Genomic DNA, 21,095 nt, shown 5'->3' with positions numbered 1-21,095 from the left:
GTCGCTCATCCTTGAATGGCCTCGGTAGAGGTTTTCTTATCAAAAGCGGACTTTTTGAACAACTTCTATTACAGAACTAGAAAACCAATGGGGCTTAAATAATGGAGGATCGTTTATGCGAAGCATATTAGTTGTAGATGATGATAAAGAAATTGCCGGTTTGATCTCCATCTATTTAGAGAATGAAGGATATCAAGTCATCAAGGCTCATGACGGGGAAGAGGCGATTTTACAGCTGGGGCAAAAGGAAGGTTCCATTGTTCTGATCATACTCGATGTCATGATGCCCAAGTTGAACGGGATGGACGCCTGCCGAAAGATTAGGGAAACATCGTCTATTCCCATATTGATGTTAAGCGCCAAGAGTGAGGATATGGATAAAATACTGGGGCTCATGACCGGAGCCGATGATTATATGATCAAGCCCTTCAATCCATTGGAGTTAACGACCCGCGTGAAATCGCTTCTAAGGCGTTCTCTACAGTATAACGCTGAGCATCAGGCTTCGGTTCCTGCAAGCCTGTACTTGGACGGACTCGAGATCAACCGCTCCACACATGAAGTAACAGCGAACGGTCGAGAAGTATCCCTCACAGCCAGGGAATTCGATATCCTTTATCTTCTTGCGCGCCAGCCGGGTAGAATATTCAGCGCGGAAGATATTTTTCAACAGGTGTGGAAAGAAAAATATTACGTTTCCAACAATACCGTAATGGTTCATATTAGTAATCTGCGGGACAAGCTTGAAAAGGAGCTAGGTTATAAGCTTATTCAGACCGTGTGGGGCGTCGGGTATAAGATCAATGCGTAAATTTCAGTGGAAAATTATTAACCTGTTCTTCATAAGCGGGGCGCTGACCTTGCTTATTTTGTTCGGCATTCGTCAAGGGGCAAGGATACTCGGCCGGAAATACTGGAATAACACATGGGTGGATCAGCTTTTTTTGGTGAACCGATTCCTTGAGGATTTTTTTGGGTTTCCCATTCTTGCCACGATCAGCGGCATCGCGCTGTTTGTGTGCATTGTGCTGCTGCTCAGCCGAAGAACGATCACCACGATGAATCAGCTGATAGAAGGCACGAATCGGCTTGCCCGGGGCGAGCTGAATCAGGAGATCAAGGTGAAATCCGAGGATGAGTTCGGATTGATGGCTGATCACATTAACCGGATGGCCAAGCAGCTCAAACTTTCTATGGAAGAGGAGCGTATGGCCGTACAAGCTAAAAACGAGCTGATTAGCAACGTATCCCACGACCTGCGCACACCGCTCACTTCCATTATCGGCTATTTGCGGCTCGTTAGCGAAGACCGGTATAAAGACGAAGTAGAGCTGCGGTATTATACAGACATCGCTTTTGAGAAGTCGATGCGTCTGGGCAGACTTGTGAACGACCTCTTTGATTATACACGTATGGGATACTCACCCCTGAACCGTGCAGACATTAACCTCGTGGAGCTACTCGGCCAGCTTGCTGCTGACTTCTCCTTAGCAGGTCATACGCGTCAAGACAATGTTCAAGTAATGTTTACGGCAACTGAAGAAAAAATAATGATTGCAGCAGACGGGGACAAGCTGATGCGAACCTTCGAGAACCTGCTCTCCAATGCCATCCGGCACGGCAAAGATGCCGGAAGGATTGACCTGACGGTCAACCGGGATCAGCACCATGCCATCGTACAGGTTATTAATTTCGGGCCGCCTATCCCTTCCCATTCCATAAATCATATATTTGATCGGTTTTATCGCGCGGACGCCTCTCGTACTGATCAAACCGGCGGAGCCGGGCTTGGCCTTGCCATTGTCAAAAGCATTATCGATGCGCATAACGGAACGATCCGTGTCAGCAGCAGCGAGGTGCAAACGATGTTTGAAGTCCGTCTTCCATTTAGTAGCAGTTCAAAATAAACAGCCTCAACTTAAACTTCATATTCGACATACAATTCCATTGTCCGATAAAATAGGAAGTAACGTTTTCTTTTTACATCCCTATGAAATCCATGCCGTTCATTTCGGTGTGTGAAAGGAATGGAATGCTTCTTATGATTAACATACTTTTTACGAATTTCTGTGTATTTGTAACTTTCATATATATATCGGGACTGTTATCTCAAAAATATGTTGTCGGTGTACAGTCCCCCTCCTTTATCGTAAAAATAAATGCGGGACTGCTCTTTGGGATTTACGGCATCATATTAATGTACTATTCTTACCCGATCAATCCGTTGCTTTTTGCCGATTTGCGCCACCTGGCGATTGTGGTCATAGCGAGTTATATGGGCTGGCTGCCATCCCTTATTGCAGGAATTCTGATCGCGGCTGGGAGATTGCTGTTACTCGGTCTGACTGCCTCCTCGGCAATCGCTGCCGCAGGTATGTTTCTGATTGGGATCCTATGTGGACTCATCTCCAGATTTCGAGGTCATCGCCTGATCAAAATGATGATCATGAACGTTACGGGTATGCTCGTCATTCTGGTGGTCATGATGATTAATTTAAAGTCACAGGGTAGCGTCTTTGAATTCTTTTTAACCCAATTAATCATCTCGGTGCTCGGGACGTTAGTCATCTACGCCCTGACGGAATATATTAACACCTCCAACAAGCTGTTTCTGCAAATGAAGAAAAACTCGGAAACCGATTATTTAACCAATCTGAACAACTTGCGGCAGTTCGAACAGCTTCTGTCCGAACGCTTTCTTGAAGCCCATCATTTCAATGAACGGCTCGGAGTCCTCGCAATCGACATCGATCACTTCAAAAAAATAAACGACACCTACGGCCATGCGGTCGGAGACGCCGTTTTGCAGCAGCTCAGCAGGGTGCTGAAGGATCACACTCGTTCATTTTGCGAAGTGTCACGCACTGGCGGTGAAGAGTTTTCGATACTCGTTCCTGAGGTTTCTCCAGCTGAAATATCGCTACTTGCCGAGAAGATCCGAGCCGCCGTGGAGGGCCATTCCTTTGATCCTGGAGACGGGACAAGGCTCAAGATAACGGTCTCGATCGGTGCTGCTGTACATCCGGATACGATACAAGCTTCGGATGCCGGCGATCTGCTTAAGCAAGCTGACCGGGAGTTATACCGGGCGAAAAACGGTGGCCGGAATCGGATCTGTACCGCAACTACTCTTAGCCGATATACAAGATTAAATGCTTGATCTAAATGCTTATATATAGTAAGAAACGGATCCGTCATCATACGGATCCGTTTCTATTTTTATTTCTTTAGAATATCCTCAATAGCCGTCAACGTGTCAGACGACAACTTAATGCCCGACGCGTTTACATTCTCCTCTACCTGCTCAGGACGGCTTGCTCCGACAAGGGCACTCGACACATTGCCCTGACGTAAAATCCAGGCCAACGCCAGCTGTCCTACACTAATGCCAAGCTCGTCCGCAATGTGGCCAAGAGCCTGTACCTGACTGATACGCTCTTCGCTAATCTTAAGTCGGTCCGACCCGAGTTTGGACGCGCGGCTATTCTCCGGCACATCCTCCCGGGATGCATATTTGCCTGTCAGCACGCCTTGCGCCAGTGGGGAATATACGACCTGACCGATGCCCTTCTTCTCGCCAAGCGGAATAATTTCATCCTCAATGCCGCGTTCAAACATGTTGTACAACGGCTGGTTTACGACAATCCGGTCCAGCAGATAACGGTCCGCAACCGCCAATGCTTCTTCCATCTGAGCCGCGGTCCACATGCTGACACCGACATACAACACCTTACCCTGACGAACCAGATCATCCAGTGCGCGGAGTGTTTCCTCAACCGGTGTTTCCGTGTGGAACCTGTGACAATAATAAATATCTACATAGTCCGTACCAAGGCGTTTCAAACTGGCATGGCACTGCTCCATAATATGCTTACGGGATAGTCCCTGATCATTAGGTCCATCACCCATCTTACCAAATACCTTTGTAGCAAGTACGTAAGATTCACGCGGAAATCCCCTTAACGTCTCTCCGACAACCATTTCAGCAGCACCTTGTTCATAGACATTAGCCGTATCGAAGAAGTTTACACCCATGCCATAGGCTGTCTGGATTGATTTCACAGCATTCTCCCGTTCAACGTAGCCGCCGTACGTCAGCCAGCTTCCCAGACTGATGTCACTTACCTTTAATCCGCTGCTGCCTAATCTTCTGAATTCCATATTCGGAACCTCCTTGTGCAAGATAGATACCCACTCTTATTTTAACATAATCTTCCACAATTGATAGTGCTTAACGTCAGCGGTTGTACCCGGAGGATCTGATTTTTGTATGGACATCAACAAGGAACTGGATACGGGGATACATCTCTTTCCATTGTTTAACCTCTGTCTCGTTGTTCCAATGCGTACCATAGTAACGCAGTCCGAATCCGAGCGGATCCAGACCGGTGTTGCGGATTTTCACAAGCAGCTTGGTCACATCATCAGTAATATTTTTGCTCAGAGCTTTTTCAATCTCTTTAACCTCTCCTTGCGTCAGCTGCCCCCCTCCTTCCTTCTCTTCCAGTATTCCTTCGAGCCGGACTTTATATTGAATACGTTCCTTACCTGCCTCGAGGGTCTTAATATTGTAACCTGCTCTTGTGCTAGTAACATTGATCTCAAATAGGTTGCCATCCAGCTTTGTACTGAAGTCACTTCTCAAATTATTGTGGTACAACAGATTGAACAACTTGGTTTCCTCAGGGGACAGAATATCCTTCACTTTCTCCTTGTTCATCAGCGCCATGCGGTTAATATTCATCAGCGTCTCGCCTTGAACTTCAACGACAGGCAAAATGGGGTCCATCCCTTCCTCTGATATCCGGCGAGCCAGATCAAAAGAATATGTCTTGATAATATAAGGGGATTCTGTGCCGTCTTCACTCAGCGCCAAAAATAAAGAAGTGCCAGCAATCCGTTCCGTGGGAGGTTGGGTTTTCAGAACAGCTTCTGCGGTAGGTATAGCTACCGCAGGATACATGAGAAGTTGCATATCCCGGCGACGGACCGTCCAATCTTGTATTCCACGAATGTTTTTGCGCGCATAAGCTTCTCCGTACATCATACCTTTGCAATGTCCAAAATCCAGCTCTTTATCTACCTTGGATTTCAGCTCCCTAACAGCCTTCGCTACAGTGGAAGAGTCCTGGGTAATGACCATCGATTTCTCCTCTCCGGACTTTGGATCTCCGGTAGGTATCTCCATCTTAAAACTGAAACGCAGCATATCGGGTTGATCTTTGATCAAATCTACTCCCATCGCAACAACGAACAACCGAAGGTCAATGTCCCGAAACTCACAGCCGGTTGTCACCAGTAGGGAAGAACACAATAACGCAGCAAGTATCCGTCTGAGAAGTTTCAAACTCTCTTCCTCCTCTGCATAACCAAGTAAAACATCAATCCAAGCAGGATAAATTCACCCGCAAAACGGACATTCAGGAAAATAATACCCATTTGGGTCATCGTGAATTGGTCCAGAGTCAGTGCAAAAGCGTATACGATACAGGAAAACACAGCCAAGATCCACCATTCTGTCTTCTGGCGTTTTTTTATGTTTTTGGAGTCATTAGGCACATGGACAGAGGCTTTACTGAATACCCCCATTAACAGTTCTTTTGCCACATGCCAATGAATAATTGAATTGACGAGCGACAAACACATGTAGACGACATAAAACACATAAATCATCCGCTCGATAATAAAATACCGAATCCGCAGAGAATCTACCGTAGAAAAGGAGGGATACACATGCTGATCGGCACCCTCTGCACCGAGAAATCCGATCGACGAAAACATAGCTATGACAAGCGTGCAGAGGCCCACAATAAAAAACAACCAAATATGCCGTATCCGAAGCTTTTCGAAAACCCGGTTAAATATAGTCATGTTGATATAACCGGTGAACACATACGTCGCACTGGCAAGCGCCTGATATTTGGGTCTCTCCCATAAGTAGGTGATAACCTGCTTGGATGCGTCCCAGCTGTAAAACGGACTGCTGAATACACGCCACACCATATAAACGATCAGTGGAACCGTCATATACAGAACTATTTCCAAGCCATATAGAATCGACTCGGAATCGAGCCGGGCACTCAGGCCCACCACCAGAAGAAAACCGACCAGAACGACAAAAGGAGAAACGTCTGGACTAATGTAGCGGTTCGTCATGTCCAAAAAACCGACTAGAGTTAAAATACTAGACATGAACCAAATAGAACCCATTACAATAAGCAATGCTTTGGCGACCCATTTCGGTAGGAAGCGGCTCATAATTTCTGGCAGTCCCTGCTGCGGAAATTTAGAGATCATTCTAGCGAATAGTAACATCAGTGAGAGGCCAATAGGCAAGGCAATAATTAGAGACATGACCGAGCCGTGAAACCGGTCTTGGATGAGCGTACGCGGAACAAAGTTGACCAGATTAATTAGCGCATTCAACAGAAAGAGGTAGAAGAAATACGTGCTTCTAACCATTTCCTCGTCCCTCCTTCGCACTCTTGTCCACGGCGAACATTTTCAAATATGGCTTGCCGTAGCTACGGAGACTAGCCAAATACATTATCATCGTAATGATGCCAAGCACGATCCCGACCAACCCGAATAATGAAGCCAGCCCGATAAATATGTATTTCGACACTCGAATCCCGAAGCTCATCATGGTTACAGGAATAACAAAGTTCGTAATCGCTACGGCTGCCACCAGAATGATCATGATGCTGCTGACAAGACCTGCTTCGGTGGCTGCTGTTCCCAGAATCAAACCGCCTACGGTCGTTGCCGTAGGGCCGATTGCTTTAGGCAGACGTACGCTTGCTTCCGTCAGAAATTCCATCGCAAGCAGCATAAATAAAACCTCAATGAAGGACGGATACGGTACGGTCGACCGGCTGCCTGCAATGAGCAAAGTAATTTGCATCTTCAATATTTCCGGATTATAGGAGGTAAAGGCCACGTAAAGAGAAGGCAGCAACACCGTCAAGAACAAGCCAATATATCGGACACCCTTAAGAAACCACCCGATTGGGGGCAGCTGAATCTGATCATCCATCGCTGTAAAAAAATCATTAAAGATAGCTGGGAGCAGAATAACGTATCCATCCGTATCGACAAGAACCGCAATTTTTCCTTGAGACAAATTCAAAACCGTCCTGTCCGGCCGTTCACTGAGCATCATGGTAGGAAACAGCCGCATGCTGGGTTTCATCGTGAACCGCTCGATCTCCGATGCCGATTGTACAATATCCTCATCAATTATAGACAGCCGTTTTCTCAGTTCTTTAAGTACAGAGTGGTCCACCCGGCGATCATCATATAATATAGCGATACGGGTTTTGGACATTTTACCTACAGTCAGATATTCGGATTTCAAATGTGCCGTCTGATAGCGGCGCCGAATCAGATTCATGTTGGTATCTATATTTTCCGTGAAGGAGTCCGTCGGTCCCTGGATGACATTTTCCGTATCCGCCGTCGATACACCTGCTCCCTCAACCAGCAGTGCATCGAACAGATAAATATGCTCTTTGGTAAATACCGCTACATACCCCTTGAGTAAACTCTCCAGCAATTCATCCTCATCCTGCACTTCATTACTGGATGGATATGACTTTATATAATCGCAATACTCCTGCATATTGTGAATTTCGTAATAACGGTTGATCAAATTTTCGCTGACAAAGGTAGGGTCACACATGCTTTTGAAGTAAATAAGCTCGACTTCCTCGCGGCCGTCCGTAAGATGAACCTGTTCCTGATCCCCAACGTTCTCAAGCTGGTTCAACAGCCATTGCTTGGTCTTCTCCGTGCTGTCTTTTCGCCTTTCCATTCCCTATCACCTCGTCCCTTTATCATCAATCTGCTTCACGTGGCAAGTTGTTTGAGGGTATGATTTGCAAATAAGTGCCAAATTATTAGTAAAGCACCAAATATCCCATCTAGTGTTCATTCAGAAAGGACAACCTTACACTTAACCGGAAGGAGTAAATGGACTTGTCTTAAAGCTTGCCTCGTTTCTTTTTCCCCGACCGTGGTAATAATGGATGACAGGTAGATAAGATCATGGCATGCATTTTGCATAGAGGGGGCTTTAATAGAATGAATGAACAGGTTCGGATGGAGCAAGGACTTCAGCAATACCCGGAATCCCTTTGGAGAGCAACAACGGAACTTCCTTCTTTTCCACGGCTGGCGGAGGATATTGAGACCGATGTAGCTGTCGTGGGTGCCGGTATCACCGGCATTACTACCGCTTATTTGTTAGCAAAGGCAGGAAAAAAGGTCGTTTTGCTCGATGCCGGACGGATTTTGGACGGAACCACCGGATTTACGACCGCTAAAGTAACGGCACAACACGGTATGATCTATCATGAGTTGATACAGCATTTCGGCGAGGAAAAGGCACGGCTCTATTATGATGCCAATATTGAAGCGATGAATTTTATCGGGAATCAGATCGGTGAATGGGGCATTGACTGCGGCTGGGAGCAGGAAGATGCCTATATTTACACTTTGGATGAGCAAAATATGCGATCAAAGTTGGAGGATGAGTTCAAGGCATATGAGAAGCTAGACATTCCCGGAGAATGGCTGGAATCCATACCGCTACCTATACCGGTACGCGGAGCGATTAAGATGCCGGGACAGCACCGATTCCACCCGCTGGCCTATTTGAAGCGTATGGTTGAGGAATTCCTCAAGATGGGTGGAGTGATCTACGAGAACACCGCTATCGGGGACGAAGCGGAAACCGAAGGGCCGATTACGATCAAAACCCAGCGAGGAAATCACAGCATTACATGCCAGTTTGCCGTGTCCGCGTCACACTTTCCTTTCTATGATGGGATGGGGAAGGGGTTTTATTTTACAAGACTGCATATAGAGCGTTCCTATGCCCTTGCTGTGAAACCGGATAAGGCTTACCCGGGAGGTATGTACCTGAGTGTCGACAATCCCACTCGTTCCTTGAGATCTGTCTCCTATAACGGTGAGGATTTGGTGATCGTCGGAGGCGAGAATCATCCAACCGGCAAAAGTGAATGCACACACAGCCATTACGAAAATTTGGAGAAGTTTGCCGGAGAACTCCTCGGCGCCCGCCATATCCCGTTCCGCTGGTCGACACAGGATCTAATTACCTTGGACAAGCTGCCTTACATCGGACCCATCACCTCGAAGCAGGACCGGATTCTGGTGGCTACCGGCTACCGGAAATGGGGCATGACGAACAGTGCGGCCGCCGCAAAGATCATTACGGATCAGATTCTAGGCAAGGACAATCCTTACACGGAACTGTATACACCTTCCCGATTCAATGCCGACCCGGCGCTGAAGACATTTATTGTACAAAACGCCGGAGTCGCCAAAGAGTTTATTTCCGGCAAAGTAGATATGACCAACAGCAATATTGAAGAGCTTCAGGTAGGTGAAGGCGCTGTCGTCCGTCATAATGGTCAGCGAGCCGGAGCCTATAAGGACGAGCAGGGGAATCTGTATCTGGTCGATACAACTTGTACGCACTTGGGCTGTGAAACCGAATGGAATGAAGGCGAGCGGTCATGGGACTGTCCATGCCACGGCTCCCGGTACAGATATGACGGTGAAGTGTTGGAGGGTCCGGCGATTGACCCGCTTAAAAAGCTAGATCCTTACGAATAATCAAACCAAAAAGGCAAGCTCAAGGGGACACTTCCGTCCGTATGAGCCTGCCTTTTTTCTAATTTAACCAGATCCAATAAGATCTCCATATCCATCAGCCGCATCAACGGAAGCGCATGATTCATTACAGAAAATGTGAAATGTTAGCGTAGCTAACTGTCTTTCTAAGTCTCTCTAATGTGCGAAAAATATAAGCTGAATCAGGAACAGCACCGCGAATACATACACGAACGGATGCACATCACGAAACTTCCGCTTGGCGATTTTCATAACCGGATAGGAGATGAAACCGAGGGCAATACCATTAGCGATACTGGATGTCAGCGGCATGCTGATAATGACCAGGAAGGCAGGAAACGCCTCTTCAAAATCGTTCCACTCAATATCCGAAACGCTGCGGATCATCATGCAACCGACGATAATCAAGCTTGGTGCCGTAATAGCCGCCACCCCTGACAACGAACTGATCAACGGGCTGAAAAAAGCCGCTGCGATAAACAGCACAACTACGGTGATGCCCGTAAGGCCTGTTTTGCCGCCTGCTCCGACACCTGCCGCGGATTCCACCGTGGCTGCAGTCGGGCTTGTCCCGAACATGGAGCCAACAATGGTACCGACAGAATCCGCCGCAAAGGCGCTTCCAGCACGGTCCAGCTTGCCGTCTTTCAGCAGGCCTGCCTGCTTCAGAATAGCGAGCATGGCGCCTGTCGTATCAAACAGCATGACGAGCAGAAACGAGAACACTACACTGTACAGCCCGTACTCAATAACATCGCCGATCGAAGTGATCGGGTTGTACACGAGAATGCCCTCGGGCAGTTTCGGCATGGAAATAAAGCCTTGATCAAAATGCAGCTGACCGGTCAGCCAGGCGATAATTCCGGTAATGATCATTCCGAGAAACAGCGCACCTTTAAAATTCAGGGCAAGAAGCGCGATCGTTACGGCGATTCCGACCAATGTCAAAGCCACGCCAGGCTCCGTAAAATCGCCGAGTGTGACCAGATTGGTCTCATGGTCTGCAATAATACCGGACAATCGCATACCGATAAAAGCAATAAACAGCCCGATCCCCGCTGCAATCGCATGTTTCAAGTTTTCAGGAATCGCTTGAATCAGCTTCGTACGAAGCGAGGTTAAAGAGATTAGCAGAAAAATAATCCCCGAAATAAATACGGCCGAGAAACCTACCATATAAGGGATATCATGTCCTCCGATAACGGAATACGTAAAGTAAGCGTTCAGCCCCATGGCCGGCGCAATCACGATCGGATAGTTCGCAAACAGTGCCATGAACAGGGTGCCAATGACAGCTGCAGCAATCGTGGCTGTAAAACTTTGATCAAAAGGTACTCCGGCGTCCTTCAGGATCATCGGATTGACGATGATGATATAAGCCACGGTCAAAAAGACCGTAAGCCCCGCCAGCACCTCGGTTTTTATCGTCGTATTGCGTTCTTTCAACTTGAACATGGTAACATCCCTTCTTGCTGTGATTTTTCCATTGTAGAGCACAAACGATAAATCACACAACGACTTATTTTCCCGCAAAATGATAAATCTAATCAGTCTCGCGTTTAGATCCATCGGGCAATTGAAAAAGCCGCCATTTGGAATTAGATTATATGAAGGCTCACAACTAATTCTGAAACGAAGGTGAAACCTATGAATTATAAAATGATCAAAATTCTCATTCTATTTATTCCAACGCTTACGATCGGCGTATGGGAGTTTGTCCGCCATGAATATTTGCTCCCCTATATTTCGATGGAACTCGGGAACTGGCTCGCGCCGATACTCGTTTTTCTCGTTAGCATTACGCTCCTGCTCAAGCTGTTCGGCAAAATGGAAGAGCTCCAACAACAGCTGCTGAAAGAACAAGCCGCTAAAACTGTTTTGCAAGAACGTGAGATTATAGCCCAGGAGCTGCATGACGGAATCGCCCAATCCCTGTTTCTTTTATCCGTCAAAGTTGACCGCATTAAAAATACCGATAACAATGAAAATTCTACCTTATACACCAGCCTGCGGATGACGGCCCAGCAGATTAATGAATACGTAAGACAAGCCATTTGCAGCCTTCGTCAGCCTCCGCAAAGCGAAACTCTTGTCTGGCAGAGTTCCATACAACATTTAGCCGAGCTGTTTGAAGATGAGAGCGGTCAGCGCGTACGCATAGATTGGAACATTCGGGATGAAGATCTTTCGACCAAGGAAAAGGTTGAACTATACTCTTCTATCCGTGAAGGGCTTCAAAATATACGAAAGCATGCCGATGCAGAGCTCATTTCCATCGAAGGAGAACATATACCCGGCGGATGGAAGGTGCTGATTACGGATGACGGAAAAGGTTTTACCGGACAACCTTTAGAGTATCCCGAACGCTTCGGCTTGAAAATTATGAAAGAACGAGCCGAAAGGCTAGGATGGCTTATGAAGTTATCCCGAGAAGGTCAACAGACTATCTTATGCATTGAAAAAAGAGAGGATGTCGCTTATGCAGCCCATTCGAATTCTAATCGCGGATGATCATAAACACGCAAGACAAGGCATCCGGGAAATTCTTGAGATGGACTCGGCGTTTGAAATCGTTGCAGAAGCTTGGAATGGAGAGGAAGCTCTCCTGTATACGGAAAAATATATGCCTGACATGATCCTTATGGACATTAACATGCCGGACATGAGCGGACTAGAAGCAACCCGGCAGATCAAAGGGGATTATCCCTATGTCAAAATCATTATCGTCACGGTCTCGGATGACATCGCCGATCTGTTCGAAGCTATAAAAAAAGGTGCCCAAGGGTACCTGCTAAAAAATCTAAATCCAGAAGCCTGGCTGGAGTATTTGAAGGCAATCGCTCTGGATGAAGCCCCCCTGTCACGCGAACTTGCCGTCCAATTGCTTAAGGAATTCTCCACCAAGCCGGTAGCAGCATCAGAGCATTCTCCGCTGACGACCCGGGAGCAAGAGATATTGGAGCAGGTTGCCAAAGGAAAGACAAACCGGGAAATATCTGAGGATCTTATCATTTCAGAGCATACGGTCAAGAACCATCTAAAAAATATTATGCAGAAGCTTCATCTCGATAACCGTGTTCAGTTGACACGTTATGCCTACGATCAGGGCTGGGTCAAATGACTCTTTCGAGTCATACCCATGAACAGCGCATTTCTTTAGGATAGATAGGGAACATTGGAACCGGAAGGGGGAAATTGATGCATGCCATAAATCTTAAACGTACGGCATTCTGTGTAATTCTGCTGCTAGTTCTTATCACGGCCATCCTTCCCTTGATCGGTACCGCTAGGGCTAAGGAAGAAGTCATTGCCTTGCAGCCGCTGATCGACAAAACACCGCGAGGGAAAGTGCTGCATTTGGGCTCGGGCACATACAGTGGGCCCGTAACAATTGATAAACCGCTCACACTAAAGATGGAAAATGGCAAAATTGTGAACGAAAGTGAACAACCTGCGCTGACTCTGAAATCCGGCGGCATTACACTGGACGGCCTGACCGTTGTCCATTCTTATCAAAATGCTGCAGTTCCGGCTGTCCTTGTCGGTTCATCCGGCAATAAACTGCATTCTCTTACAGTAGAGACGCTTGGTTCCGGCATCCACCTGCGGGCGGCTCATAACAATGTGCTGACAGACAATATCATCGTCGGAGAGAAAATGCGTAACCGGGATCCAGCAACGGTCCTAAGGGGAAATGGAATCGACCTGTTCGAGTCCGATGACAATACCATTAGGGGAAATACGATTGATCTCATGCAGGACGGTATTTATGTCGAGTCAGGCAAGTCATTAATCGTGCAGGAAAATAAGGTATCCCGTTCACGCTACGGCTTTCATTTCATGTTCACGGAGGATCTGCTCTTGAGCAGCAACAATGGCTTGATGAACGTGACCGGAGCAATGGTGATGAGTGTCAGCAACGCAAAAATACGGAACAACCATTTCAGGAAGCAGAACAGCAATGTCCACTCTCAAGGGCTTCTGCTGTATGACGTGAACCAATCCATCATCGAAAGAAATGAAGTGCAGGGGAACCGTGTCGGCCTGTTCATCCAGCAATCCCGGGACAACCAGCTGACCCATAATCAGGTGACGAGCAATTTCATCGGATTGCAAATGCTGGACTCGAACGACAACCGGTTAAGCGCCAACACATTTCTGTCCAATGTCGTTCCTGCCCAATCTGTGAACAGTCCGGACAATAATGTAGACGGAAATTACTGGGACGACGCCCAAGTTCTCGACCTGATCGGGTCAGGATTCAGCGATCTTCCGTATGAGATCAATCCTTTCTTTCTGAAAGTGACCGGAACCGTACCCGCATTTCAGCTATTGTTTCATTCGCCGGGCTTGCCATTTCTCGAAGAGCTGTTTCACACCGGAACGGAAGACTGGTTAAAAGACATGTCTCCCCTGCTGAAGCCGGTGGAGGCTCCAGCCAGAGATGGGATCACTGCTAACTACAAAATTGCAGCGCTCTCTGTCCTGCTGCTGGCCATAAGTTTATATTCAATTTACCGGTATGGGGGAAGTAAACCATGAAAAAAATGCTCACCATAATTACGCTATGCTTGACGATAGCTATTTCCGCAGGCTGTGGCAAGGAAGAATACAAGGCCGCGGACATCGACGAAAATGTGGACAAGTGCGAAGTTTGTCAAATGCAGGTCGGGGACAATGAGTACGCTGTCCAAATCCAGCTTAAAGATAAAAAGACATTGAAGTTTGACGACCTGGGCGATCTGTTCCTCTGGAAGCAAAAAAATGGAACCGAGCAAATCGGAGCCCAGTTTGTAAGAGACTATCATACAAAAGCATGGATCCTGTTGGAAAATGCCACTTACATATATGACAAGAGCATTCGAACTCCAATGGCTTATGGGGTCATTTCCTTTGCGGAAAAAGCCGATGCTGAAAAGTTTGTTAGTGAACAAGGCAGCGGACAGATCATGACCAGTGAAAACCTTGACGGGCACAAATGGGAGTCTGACAAAGAAATGATGAAAAAAATGCATGGCGACCAGAAGCACGATGATGGGAACATGGACCATGAGGGTGAAGCTCATGAGGATCAGGAGCATGAGGGAAAAGACGATAGCCCGGGACACAAGGAACATAAATAAGATGAGGAATTCCCTGATATGCGCGCCATAAGGGTGATCGCCCTACGCGAAATCAAGCTTGGCTTTCGAAACCCTTGGTCTTATTCCTTCATGGTCCTGTTCGCCCTGTTTAGTCTGGCACTCCTGGCCATACAGTCCCAGCAGGGAACTGTAGATTATTCCGGAACGACCGGTGCGATGATCAACCTGATTCTTTACCTGCTCCCACTCATGACGCTGTTACTTGGTTCCTTCTCTATTACGGCGGAGAAAGAAGAAGGCGGTTGGCAGCTATTGTCGACGTATCCCCTGAGTTCATCCGCCTATCTGATGGGAAAATTCACGGGAATGACGTATGTTCTGCTCATCATCGTATTTATTGGATTCGGCTTATCTGGGATCATCAGCTCGTTGGTTACCCATTCCTATACATGGAAATCGTTTATGCTGTTTCTCATGTTCTCTGTGCTGCTTGTTCTTCTGTTTCTCGGCGCGGCTATGTTTATCGGGACCCTATGCAAAAACCGCTGGCAAGCGTTAACTTACAGTGTAGCTATCTGGTTCTTCTTCGTTCTGGGCTGGCCAACCCTGCTTATTGCCGTGCTAGGCCTGGTTCCGTACACGCTGATCAAACCGCTACTCCTTCTGCTTGAGTTCTTAAACCCGGCAGAGATTTCCCGGCTCTTTCTGGTCATTAAACTAGGCGGCGGTTCAGTCCTTGGGCCGGAATATTATAAATGGGTTAATTGGATGTATCAGCCTGAGGGAACCGTCACTTTTTTGTTCGTATGTATTGTGTGGATAGTCGTTATGTTCTTGGCTGCTGTATTTATGCTTGAGAGGGGGAGAAGACATGTCTGACAAGGTGCTTCAGCTCGAAGAGGTGACCAAATCAATCAAGACACAGACCATTGTCCAGCCTATCAGCTTCTCTCTGGAGCCCGGCGATGTGCTCGCCCTATGCGGCGGTAACGGTGCCGGGAAAAGTACCATTCTTCGAATGATAACCGGCATAGTTAAGCCCACTGCAGGAACCATCCGGGTAAACGGGTTGCAGTGGGCTAAAGACCGGAAAACCTATGCGGACAGCATCGGCTATATGCCGGATGATTTTCAGTTTGGGGATGCCCTAACCGCTCAGGAGACACTACAGTTCTACGCCTCCTTAAGAAACGCACCCAAAGAGAGGGTCACGGAGTTGCTTCAGATGACCGGACTTAAGGAGTTCGGGCATAAGAAAGTGTCGGCCTACTCCAAAGGAATGCGTCAACGGCTGCTGTTTGCCCAGGCCATGCTGGCCAAGCCCCCTTTGCTTATTCTGGATGAGCCCACCAACGGGCTTGACCCGTTCTGGATGGATTCCTTCTCTGCTCTTGTGCGACAAAACGCGAAGGAAGGACAGACCATCGTGTTCTCCACTCACCAGTTAAATGTTGCAGAACAGACGGCTGATCAGGTCATCTTTCTAGATGCCGGCCAGGTCCGGTATTCTGGAAGTGCAGACCAGCTGAAGCAGCAGTACCGGAATGCCGGCGGCTTATATGGAGCTTTCTCCGATCTGGTCGCAGTATATTGATCCAAACGAACTTCTTCTTCATCAATATATGATCCATGAAACACTGGAATCGAATTTTGCAAAATGGTGAACAAAAAAACCACCCTACGGTGGTTTTTTTCGTGTTAGGTTAGCCTACTTCGTGTGTAGCGCTGAACTGGCCATCCCCTCTATTGTTTCTTCGTCTCTGACGAGTTCAACTTGATTTCAGTCTCACTCATATATTGGTATACCTTCGTTAACAGCCGGGTTAGCTCATCGCTTTCCACTTCTCCCAAATGTGCGACCAGGCCTCTGAAATTCACCTTGAACGCCTCATGCGCCTGACGGACGATTTCCTCTCCTTCACCCGTCAGTTTGACACGGATCGCGCGTCTGTCCTTCTCATCCATGACACGCTCTACGAGACCCTTTCCCTCTAATCCGTTGATAAATTGGGTGATCGTCGGTGAAGTTACCCGCATGTAATTGCTGATCTCGGACACTTTGAGGCCTTGACCACCCTCAGACCGTTCCTCGAAACCCTGCTCCGCATCAGATTTTTCCTTATATTTCAGCGTCATCAGGACCTTAATCTCACCGGATGTATATCCAGAAATCGATATTTGGTCCCACTTCTTCTTGCGGAACAGACTGAAGATATGCATAAGCCTTCCAGCAGCGTCGCTGCCAAAAGCTTTCTCCTCTTGGTTGGAATCCCCTTCGCTAGCGAAGCCGCAAGCTTGCCGTTTGTCTGTCTCTGACATGACGCACCTCTCTCTCGACATAAATCGATAATATGCCTATTAATTAAGCGACCCAAATATACAACTGAAAATGGTTAAAGTCAAAGCGATACCTTAACGATCAATCGTAATCATAACCGTCATTCGAGAAAGAATATCCGCCTGCTCTTCTATCCCTCCGGGATTTAGATGAATGGGGCCGCCCATGTTCTTTTTGTCGCTTCGAAGCGCTGTTCTCCTTCTTAGCGAGGTATGCGAGCTCTTTTTCCGTTTTCTTATAGTTGGTAAAGCGCCCCGGGTCCAGCGTTCCATCATCAAGCGCTTGCTGGACGGCACAGCCGGCTTCCGATTCATGGCGACAGTCATGGAAACGGCACAGTCCGGCAAGCTCTTCAATGTCCGAGAACGTCTCCCCCCAGCCACCTGCTGAGTCCCACAGCTGAAGCTCCCGCATCCCCGGTGTGTCCACCATAATGGCTCCCCCTGGCAGGAGGAAAAGCTCCCGATGCGTCGTAGTATGCCTTCCTCTGGCATCCTCTTCCCGAATACCCTGAACACGTTGGATCTCCTCGCCGGAAAGCCAGTTGAGCAATGTAGATTTACCTGCGCCGGAGGAACCGGTAATCGCAACCGTATGTCCAGGCATGAGGTACGGTGAGATATCTTCTTTCCCCTGATCCAGCACGGAGCTTACCGCGTGTACAGGTACGCCCGGCGCTGAAGATACAACCTGTGATACATATTCATCGGGGTCATCACACAAGTCTGCCTTTGTTAGCAGCACCACAGGCTGTGATCCGCTTTCCCATACTGCGATCAGGTACCGCTCAATTTTTCGAACGTTAAAATCCTGATTCAGCGCGCTGACAATAAATACGGTGTCCGTGTTAGCCGCAATAACCTGTTCATCCGGCACACTCCCGGCTTCTTTACGAGTCATGGCCGTGGCCCGCGGAAGAAGCCTGTGAATGACCGCTCTCGCCTCTCCCTGCAGAGGCTCTACGAGTATCCAGTCCCCAACGGCAGGAAAATCACTGCGGCTTAATGCTTCGTATTCATATTTCCCTGTAACTGCGGCAGTTTTCTCCCCTGTTTCCGTTATGATTCGGTACTGTTTAGAATATTGAGCTGTAACCCGGCCGGGAACAAGCGGCTTATTAGGGTCCTGCATACTGTCCATAAGTGATTGCCAATGTTGATTCCATCCATACTTCGTTAATTCTACTGTTTCACGATTCAAGCCGATAACCCCTTTATCCAATTGGTATAGTTAAACGCAAGAAGAAACGCCCTCAGTGTCCTTTTTTAAGGGCTGCGGCGTTTCTTCGAGAAATATAAGCCAAGTATAAAATTCCAAATTTATACTCTCTTATAATTCAAAAAAACCGCAGAATGTTGTCTGCGGTTTGCTTTCCACAAGGCAGCTGTCCCCTTCATCAATCACACACATGATAAAGAGGACGACCTTAGAAATGAAAAAAACCGCGAGAAACCGTGTAAGGTCTCCTGCGGCCCGTCATCAGAATTCATGCCTGCCTTCATCGTCGCAAGGGCACGAATTAAACGACTATCTTTCCCCGTCCGTAGAGACCAACGCTAACGTGTACATACGTTTCATCAAGTTTTTCATTAACATCAGCCTCCTTTTCTCAAAAGTATATCCGTATTATAGATCCGGCATCCCCATGTGTCAACATTTACCACTTCAAAACAGATGTTATATCCTACGGTAATACCGCCACTCCTCCGGCAGAAGAGCATGGTACTGACGATTCTGAAAACGGTCGTCAACCAATACGAGTGTTCCCCGGTCCTCTTCGGAACGAATCAGCCTACCCCCGGCCTGCAATACCTTGTTCATGCCGGGATACACATAAGCATAGTCGTAGCCGTTTTTCTCATTACGGTCGAAATACTCCTTGATAATATCATTCTCGAAGGACAGTTGAGGCAGCCCGACGCCGACAACAACGACGCTGGCCAGCCGATCCCCTTTTAGGTCAATCCCCTCCGAGAAAATACCGCCCATCACAGCGAAGCCGATCAACGGCACTTCGGCATCCGCTTGAAAGGAGTCCAGGAAAGACTCCCGCTCATCCTCCCGCATCGCGTGACCCTGAATCAGCGTCCGCGCCCCTGGGTTTAACACCGTAAAGCCATCATACACAGCCTGCATGTACGGATACGAAGGCAAAAATACCAGCGTATTGACCGGTTTTTCTTTCACCAACTTATCCAACATATTGACAATAGCGTCCTTGTTGCGATCCCTATCTTTGTATCGGGTAGAAGTAGGCATCAACCGGACATCTAGCTGTTCATGGGAGAACGGTGACGGAATGGAGAGACTGTAGTCCTCTTCCTCCGCTCCGAGCATGTCCCTGTAATACATTAGCGGGGTTAAGGTCGCTGAGAACAGCACCGTGCTGCGGTAGTTCTTCCCGGCCTGTTGGAGCAAAAACGAGGGGTCCAGGCAGAACAGCTTCAAGAACACCTCATTGCCGTCCATTTCCGCATAAGTTACAAACCGATCGTCATATAGCTTGGAGATTCGTAAATAAGCCTGAGCGGCAAAATAACACTCCAGCAGCTGCTCCACCTCTTCCCCGCCTTTTCCGGTCATCAGCTCGGCTTCGGCATGCAGGACAAAGTCCTCCAACAGCTCATCCATCATCTCTGGCTGATGCGATCCCACAATACGTTCTTCTTCGTTGCTGACCTTGCGGAACACAATAAAGCGGTTGTTTACCGTCTTCGCCGCTTGATAGAGTCCCGGATTAATCTCCTTAAAGGTTCGCTGAATTTCCAGAAACATGGATTTTCTGAGTTCTGCCGAGAACATCCCACGTGCCCGGTCCACCAAATTGTGAGCTTCATCCACCAGAAGTACGCTCCGCTTCTTGACCTCTTCCGGCATCCGTTTGAACGAGACGCGCGGGTCAAACACGTAATTATAGTCACAGATAACGGCGTCAGCTGCATAAGCGGCATCTAGCGAGAATTCGAATGGGCAGACCCGGTGCTTACGTGCGTAAGCCTCAACGACCGGGCGCGTAATCGACGTCTCGTGCTGCAAAAGGTCCAGTATTGCCCCGTTGATGCGGTCATAATAGCCCTCGGAAAAAACACAGGATTCTTGTCCGCATCCTTCCTCCGCGCCAAAGCAAATTTTGTCTTTCGCCGTTAGTGTCACAGTATGCATATGCAATCCCCCGGACTGCATGAGTGCTACGGCTTCCTCTGCCGCCGTCCGGGTAATCGTTTTGGCAGTGAGATAAAAGATCCGCTGTACGGTTCCTTCCATCATTGCCTTAATAGAAGGGAATAGCGTGGAAATCGTCTTGCCGATGCCGGTTGGAGCCTTGGCGAATAAACGCCGGCCTTCTCCGATGCTCTTATATACGGCGCCCATCAGCTTGCGCTGGCCTGTCCGGTAAGCGGGAAATGGAAATGCGAGATCACGTATACTCGCGTTCCTCCGCTTGGCATGCTCACGCAGAAGGGTAGCGTAAGGTGCATAAGCCTCCGCTACCTCCAATGCAAAACGTTCCAGCTCTTCAAAGCCGAAAGTACGCTGGAACCTTTTTATATTCCCGACTGGTATTTGAAAATACGTCAGCTGAACGGCCATTTCCTCGTCACCGTGCTGCTTGGCATACATGTAAGCATACATTTTTGCCTGAGCCCAGTGAACCGGATAAGAATCCTCTCCGATGTCGTCAAGGTTACCGGAGGTGGACTTGATCTCGTCAATCATGACCGGTCCCTCTCCCACAATAAGGCCGTCACAGCGCCCTTCTACAGCAAATATCAGATCCTCGTAAGGAATTTCGGCTTCCAGATGGACCTCTTTCTGATCCTGTTCTCCGTATTCTCGCTGGATCTGCTGATGTGCTCTCGTTCCCTCGGTCAGCGTTGTCGCCGTCCGAAAGCCGGAGGTAATGCTTCCGCTGCGAAAGACATACTCTACCAGCGGCCTTACGGATATTTGAATGGTATGAGGCATATGCGGTCTCCTTTTGAACACAATCTTCTGGTCCGTATTATACCAAA

Annotated in this window: 18 protein-coding genes; 10 read left to right on the top strand and 8 right to left on the bottom strand. The window is 48.0% G+C overall.

Going from position 1 to position 21,095, the window contains the following annotated elements:
- Window positions 1-115 precede the first annotated feature (115 nt).
- The 3 genes from B9N86_RS01145 (at window position 116) to B9N86_RS01135 (ending at window position 3,160) form a co-directional block, all read left to right on the top strand.
- Window positions 116-811 carry a response regulator transcription factor gene (locus B9N86_RS01145; protein WP_208917390.1) on the top strand — a complete coding sequence of 232 codons (696 nt, stop codon included), beginning with the start codon at window positions 116-118 and terminating at the stop codon, window positions 809-811.
- Window positions 804-1,907, top strand: coding sequence for a sensor histidine kinase (locus B9N86_RS01140; RefSeq protein WP_208917389.1), 1,104 nt, complete (start codon window positions 804-806; stop codon window positions 1,905-1,907). Before B9N86_RS01145 ends, B9N86_RS01140 begins: the two co-directional genes overlap by 8 nt.
- 134 nt (window positions 1,908-2,041) lie before the next feature.
- Window positions 2,042-3,160 carry a GGDEF domain-containing protein gene (locus B9N86_RS01135; RefSeq protein WP_208917388.1) on the top strand — a complete coding sequence of 373 codons (1,119 nt, stop codon included), beginning with the start codon at window positions 2,042-2,044 and terminating at the stop codon, window positions 3,158-3,160.
- Window positions 3,161-3,219: 59 nt separating this feature from the next.
- Here B9N86_RS01135 and B9N86_RS01130 read toward each other — a convergent pair whose 3' ends face one another.
- From B9N86_RS01130 to B9N86_RS01115, 4 genes are all read right to left on the bottom strand, one after another.
- Window positions 3,220-4,161, bottom strand: coding sequence for an aldo/keto reductase family protein (locus B9N86_RS01130; protein WP_208917387.1), 942 nt, complete (start codon window positions 4,159-4,161; stop codon window positions 3,220-3,222).
- 76 nt (window positions 4,162-4,237) lie between these two features.
- A complete protein-coding gene (locus B9N86_RS01125; RefSeq protein WP_208917386.1) occupies window positions 4,238-5,347 on the bottom strand; it encodes a Ger(x)C family spore germination protein in 1,110 nt (369 codons plus the stop codon).
- Complete coding sequence (locus B9N86_RS01120) at window positions 5,344-6,462, bottom strand: GerAB/ArcD/ProY family transporter (RefSeq protein WP_208917385.1); 1,119 nt, start codon at window positions 6,460-6,462, stop codon at window positions 5,344-5,346. Before B9N86_RS01120 ends, B9N86_RS01125 begins: the two co-directional genes overlap by 4 nt.
- A complete protein-coding gene (locus B9N86_RS01115; RefSeq protein WP_208917384.1) occupies window positions 6,455-7,813 on the bottom strand; it encodes a spore germination protein in 1,359 nt (452 codons plus the stop codon). The genes B9N86_RS01120 and B9N86_RS01115 overlap by 8 nt, the downstream gene beginning before the upstream one ends.
- Window positions 7,814-8,082: 269 nt before the next feature.
- On the opposite strand from B9N86_RS01115, the gene B9N86_RS01110 reads away from it, so the two are divergent.
- A complete protein-coding gene (locus B9N86_RS01110; protein WP_208917383.1) occupies window positions 8,083-9,642 on the top strand; it encodes an FAD-dependent oxidoreductase in 1,560 nt (519 codons plus the stop codon).
- 174 nt (window positions 9,643-9,816) lie between these two features.
- Here the strand turns inward: B9N86_RS01110 and B9N86_RS01105 are convergent, their stop codons facing one another.
- Window positions 9,817-11,115, bottom strand: coding sequence for an NCS2 family permease (locus B9N86_RS01105; RefSeq protein WP_208917382.1), 1,299 nt, complete (start codon window positions 11,113-11,115; stop codon window positions 9,817-9,819).
- A 192-nt stretch (window positions 11,116-11,307) separates the two neighbouring features.
- Here B9N86_RS01105 and B9N86_RS01100 point away from each other — a divergent pair, with 192 nt between their 5' ends.
- The 6 genes from B9N86_RS01100 to ccmA all read left to right on the top strand — a co-directional run bounded on the left by B9N86_RS01100 (window position 11,308) and on the right by ccmA (window position 16,338).
- The gene (locus B9N86_RS01100; RefSeq protein ID WP_208917381.1) at window positions 11,308-12,171 is read left to right on the top strand and encodes a sensor histidine kinase; all 864 of its coding nucleotides are present in this window, start codon (window positions 11,308-11,310) and stop codon (window positions 12,169-12,171) included.
- Window positions 12,140-12,781, top strand: a complete 642-nt coding sequence (locus tag B9N86_RS01095; protein ID WP_208917380.1) for a response regulator — start codon at window positions 12,140-12,142, stop codon at window positions 12,779-12,781. The genes B9N86_RS01100 and B9N86_RS01095 overlap by 32 nt, the downstream gene beginning before the upstream one ends.
- A 77-nt stretch (window positions 12,782-12,858) precedes the next feature.
- Window positions 12,859-14,202, top strand: a complete 1,344-nt coding sequence (locus B9N86_RS01090) for a right-handed parallel beta-helix repeat-containing protein (RefSeq protein WP_208917379.1) — start codon at window positions 12,859-12,861, stop codon at window positions 14,200-14,202.
- Window positions 14,199-14,783 (top strand): nitrous oxide reductase accessory protein NosL, encoded by a 585-nt coding sequence (locus B9N86_RS01085; protein ID WP_208917378.1) that lies wholly within the window; start codon window positions 14,199-14,201, stop codon window positions 14,781-14,783. The genes B9N86_RS01090 and B9N86_RS01085 overlap by 4 nt, the downstream gene beginning before the upstream one ends.
- Window positions 14,784-14,801: 18 nt before the next feature.
- Complete coding sequence (locus tag B9N86_RS01080; RefSeq protein ID WP_208917377.1) at window positions 14,802-15,623, top strand: ABC transporter permease; 822 nt, start codon at window positions 14,802-14,804, stop codon at window positions 15,621-15,623.
- On the top strand, window positions 15,616-16,338 hold the full coding sequence (gene ccmA / locus B9N86_RS01075; RefSeq protein WP_208917376.1) for a heme ABC exporter ATP-binding protein CcmA: 723 nt from the start codon (window positions 15,616-15,618) through the stop codon (window positions 16,336-16,338). The genes B9N86_RS01080 and ccmA overlap by 8 nt, the downstream gene beginning before the upstream one ends.
- A 149-nt stretch (window positions 16,339-16,487) precedes the next feature.
- Here the strand turns inward: ccmA and B9N86_RS01070 are convergent, their stop codons facing one another.
- The 3 genes from B9N86_RS01070 to B9N86_RS01060 form a co-directional block, all read right to left on the bottom strand.
- Complete coding sequence (locus B9N86_RS01070; RefSeq protein ID WP_244562919.1) at window positions 16,488-17,063, bottom strand: MarR family winged helix-turn-helix transcriptional regulator; 576 nt, start codon at window positions 17,061-17,063, stop codon at window positions 16,488-16,490.
- Window positions 17,064-17,163: 100 nt separating this feature from the next.
- On the bottom strand, window positions 17,164-18,222 hold the full coding sequence (rsgA, locus tag B9N86_RS01065; RefSeq protein WP_208920032.1) for a ribosome small subunit-dependent GTPase A: 1,059 nt from the start codon (window positions 18,220-18,222) through the stop codon (window positions 17,164-17,166).
- Window positions 18,223-18,759: 537 nt separating this feature from the next.
- The gene (locus B9N86_RS01060; protein WP_208917374.1) at window positions 18,760-21,048 is read right to left on the bottom strand and encodes an ATP-dependent DNA helicase; all 2,289 of its coding nucleotides are present in this window, start codon (window positions 21,046-21,048) and stop codon (window positions 18,760-18,762) included.
- Window positions 21,049-21,095: the final 47 nt, after the last annotated feature.

This window comes from Paenibacillus uliginis N3/975, from assembly GCF_900177425.1.
GTDB classification, from domain to species: domain Bacteria; phylum Bacillota; class Bacilli; order Paenibacillales; family Paenibacillaceae; genus Paenibacillus_AQ; species Paenibacillus_AQ uliginis.
The sequence above is the reverse complement of the archived record's forward strand: the minus strand, read 5'-3'. Positions and strand labels throughout refer to the sequence as shown.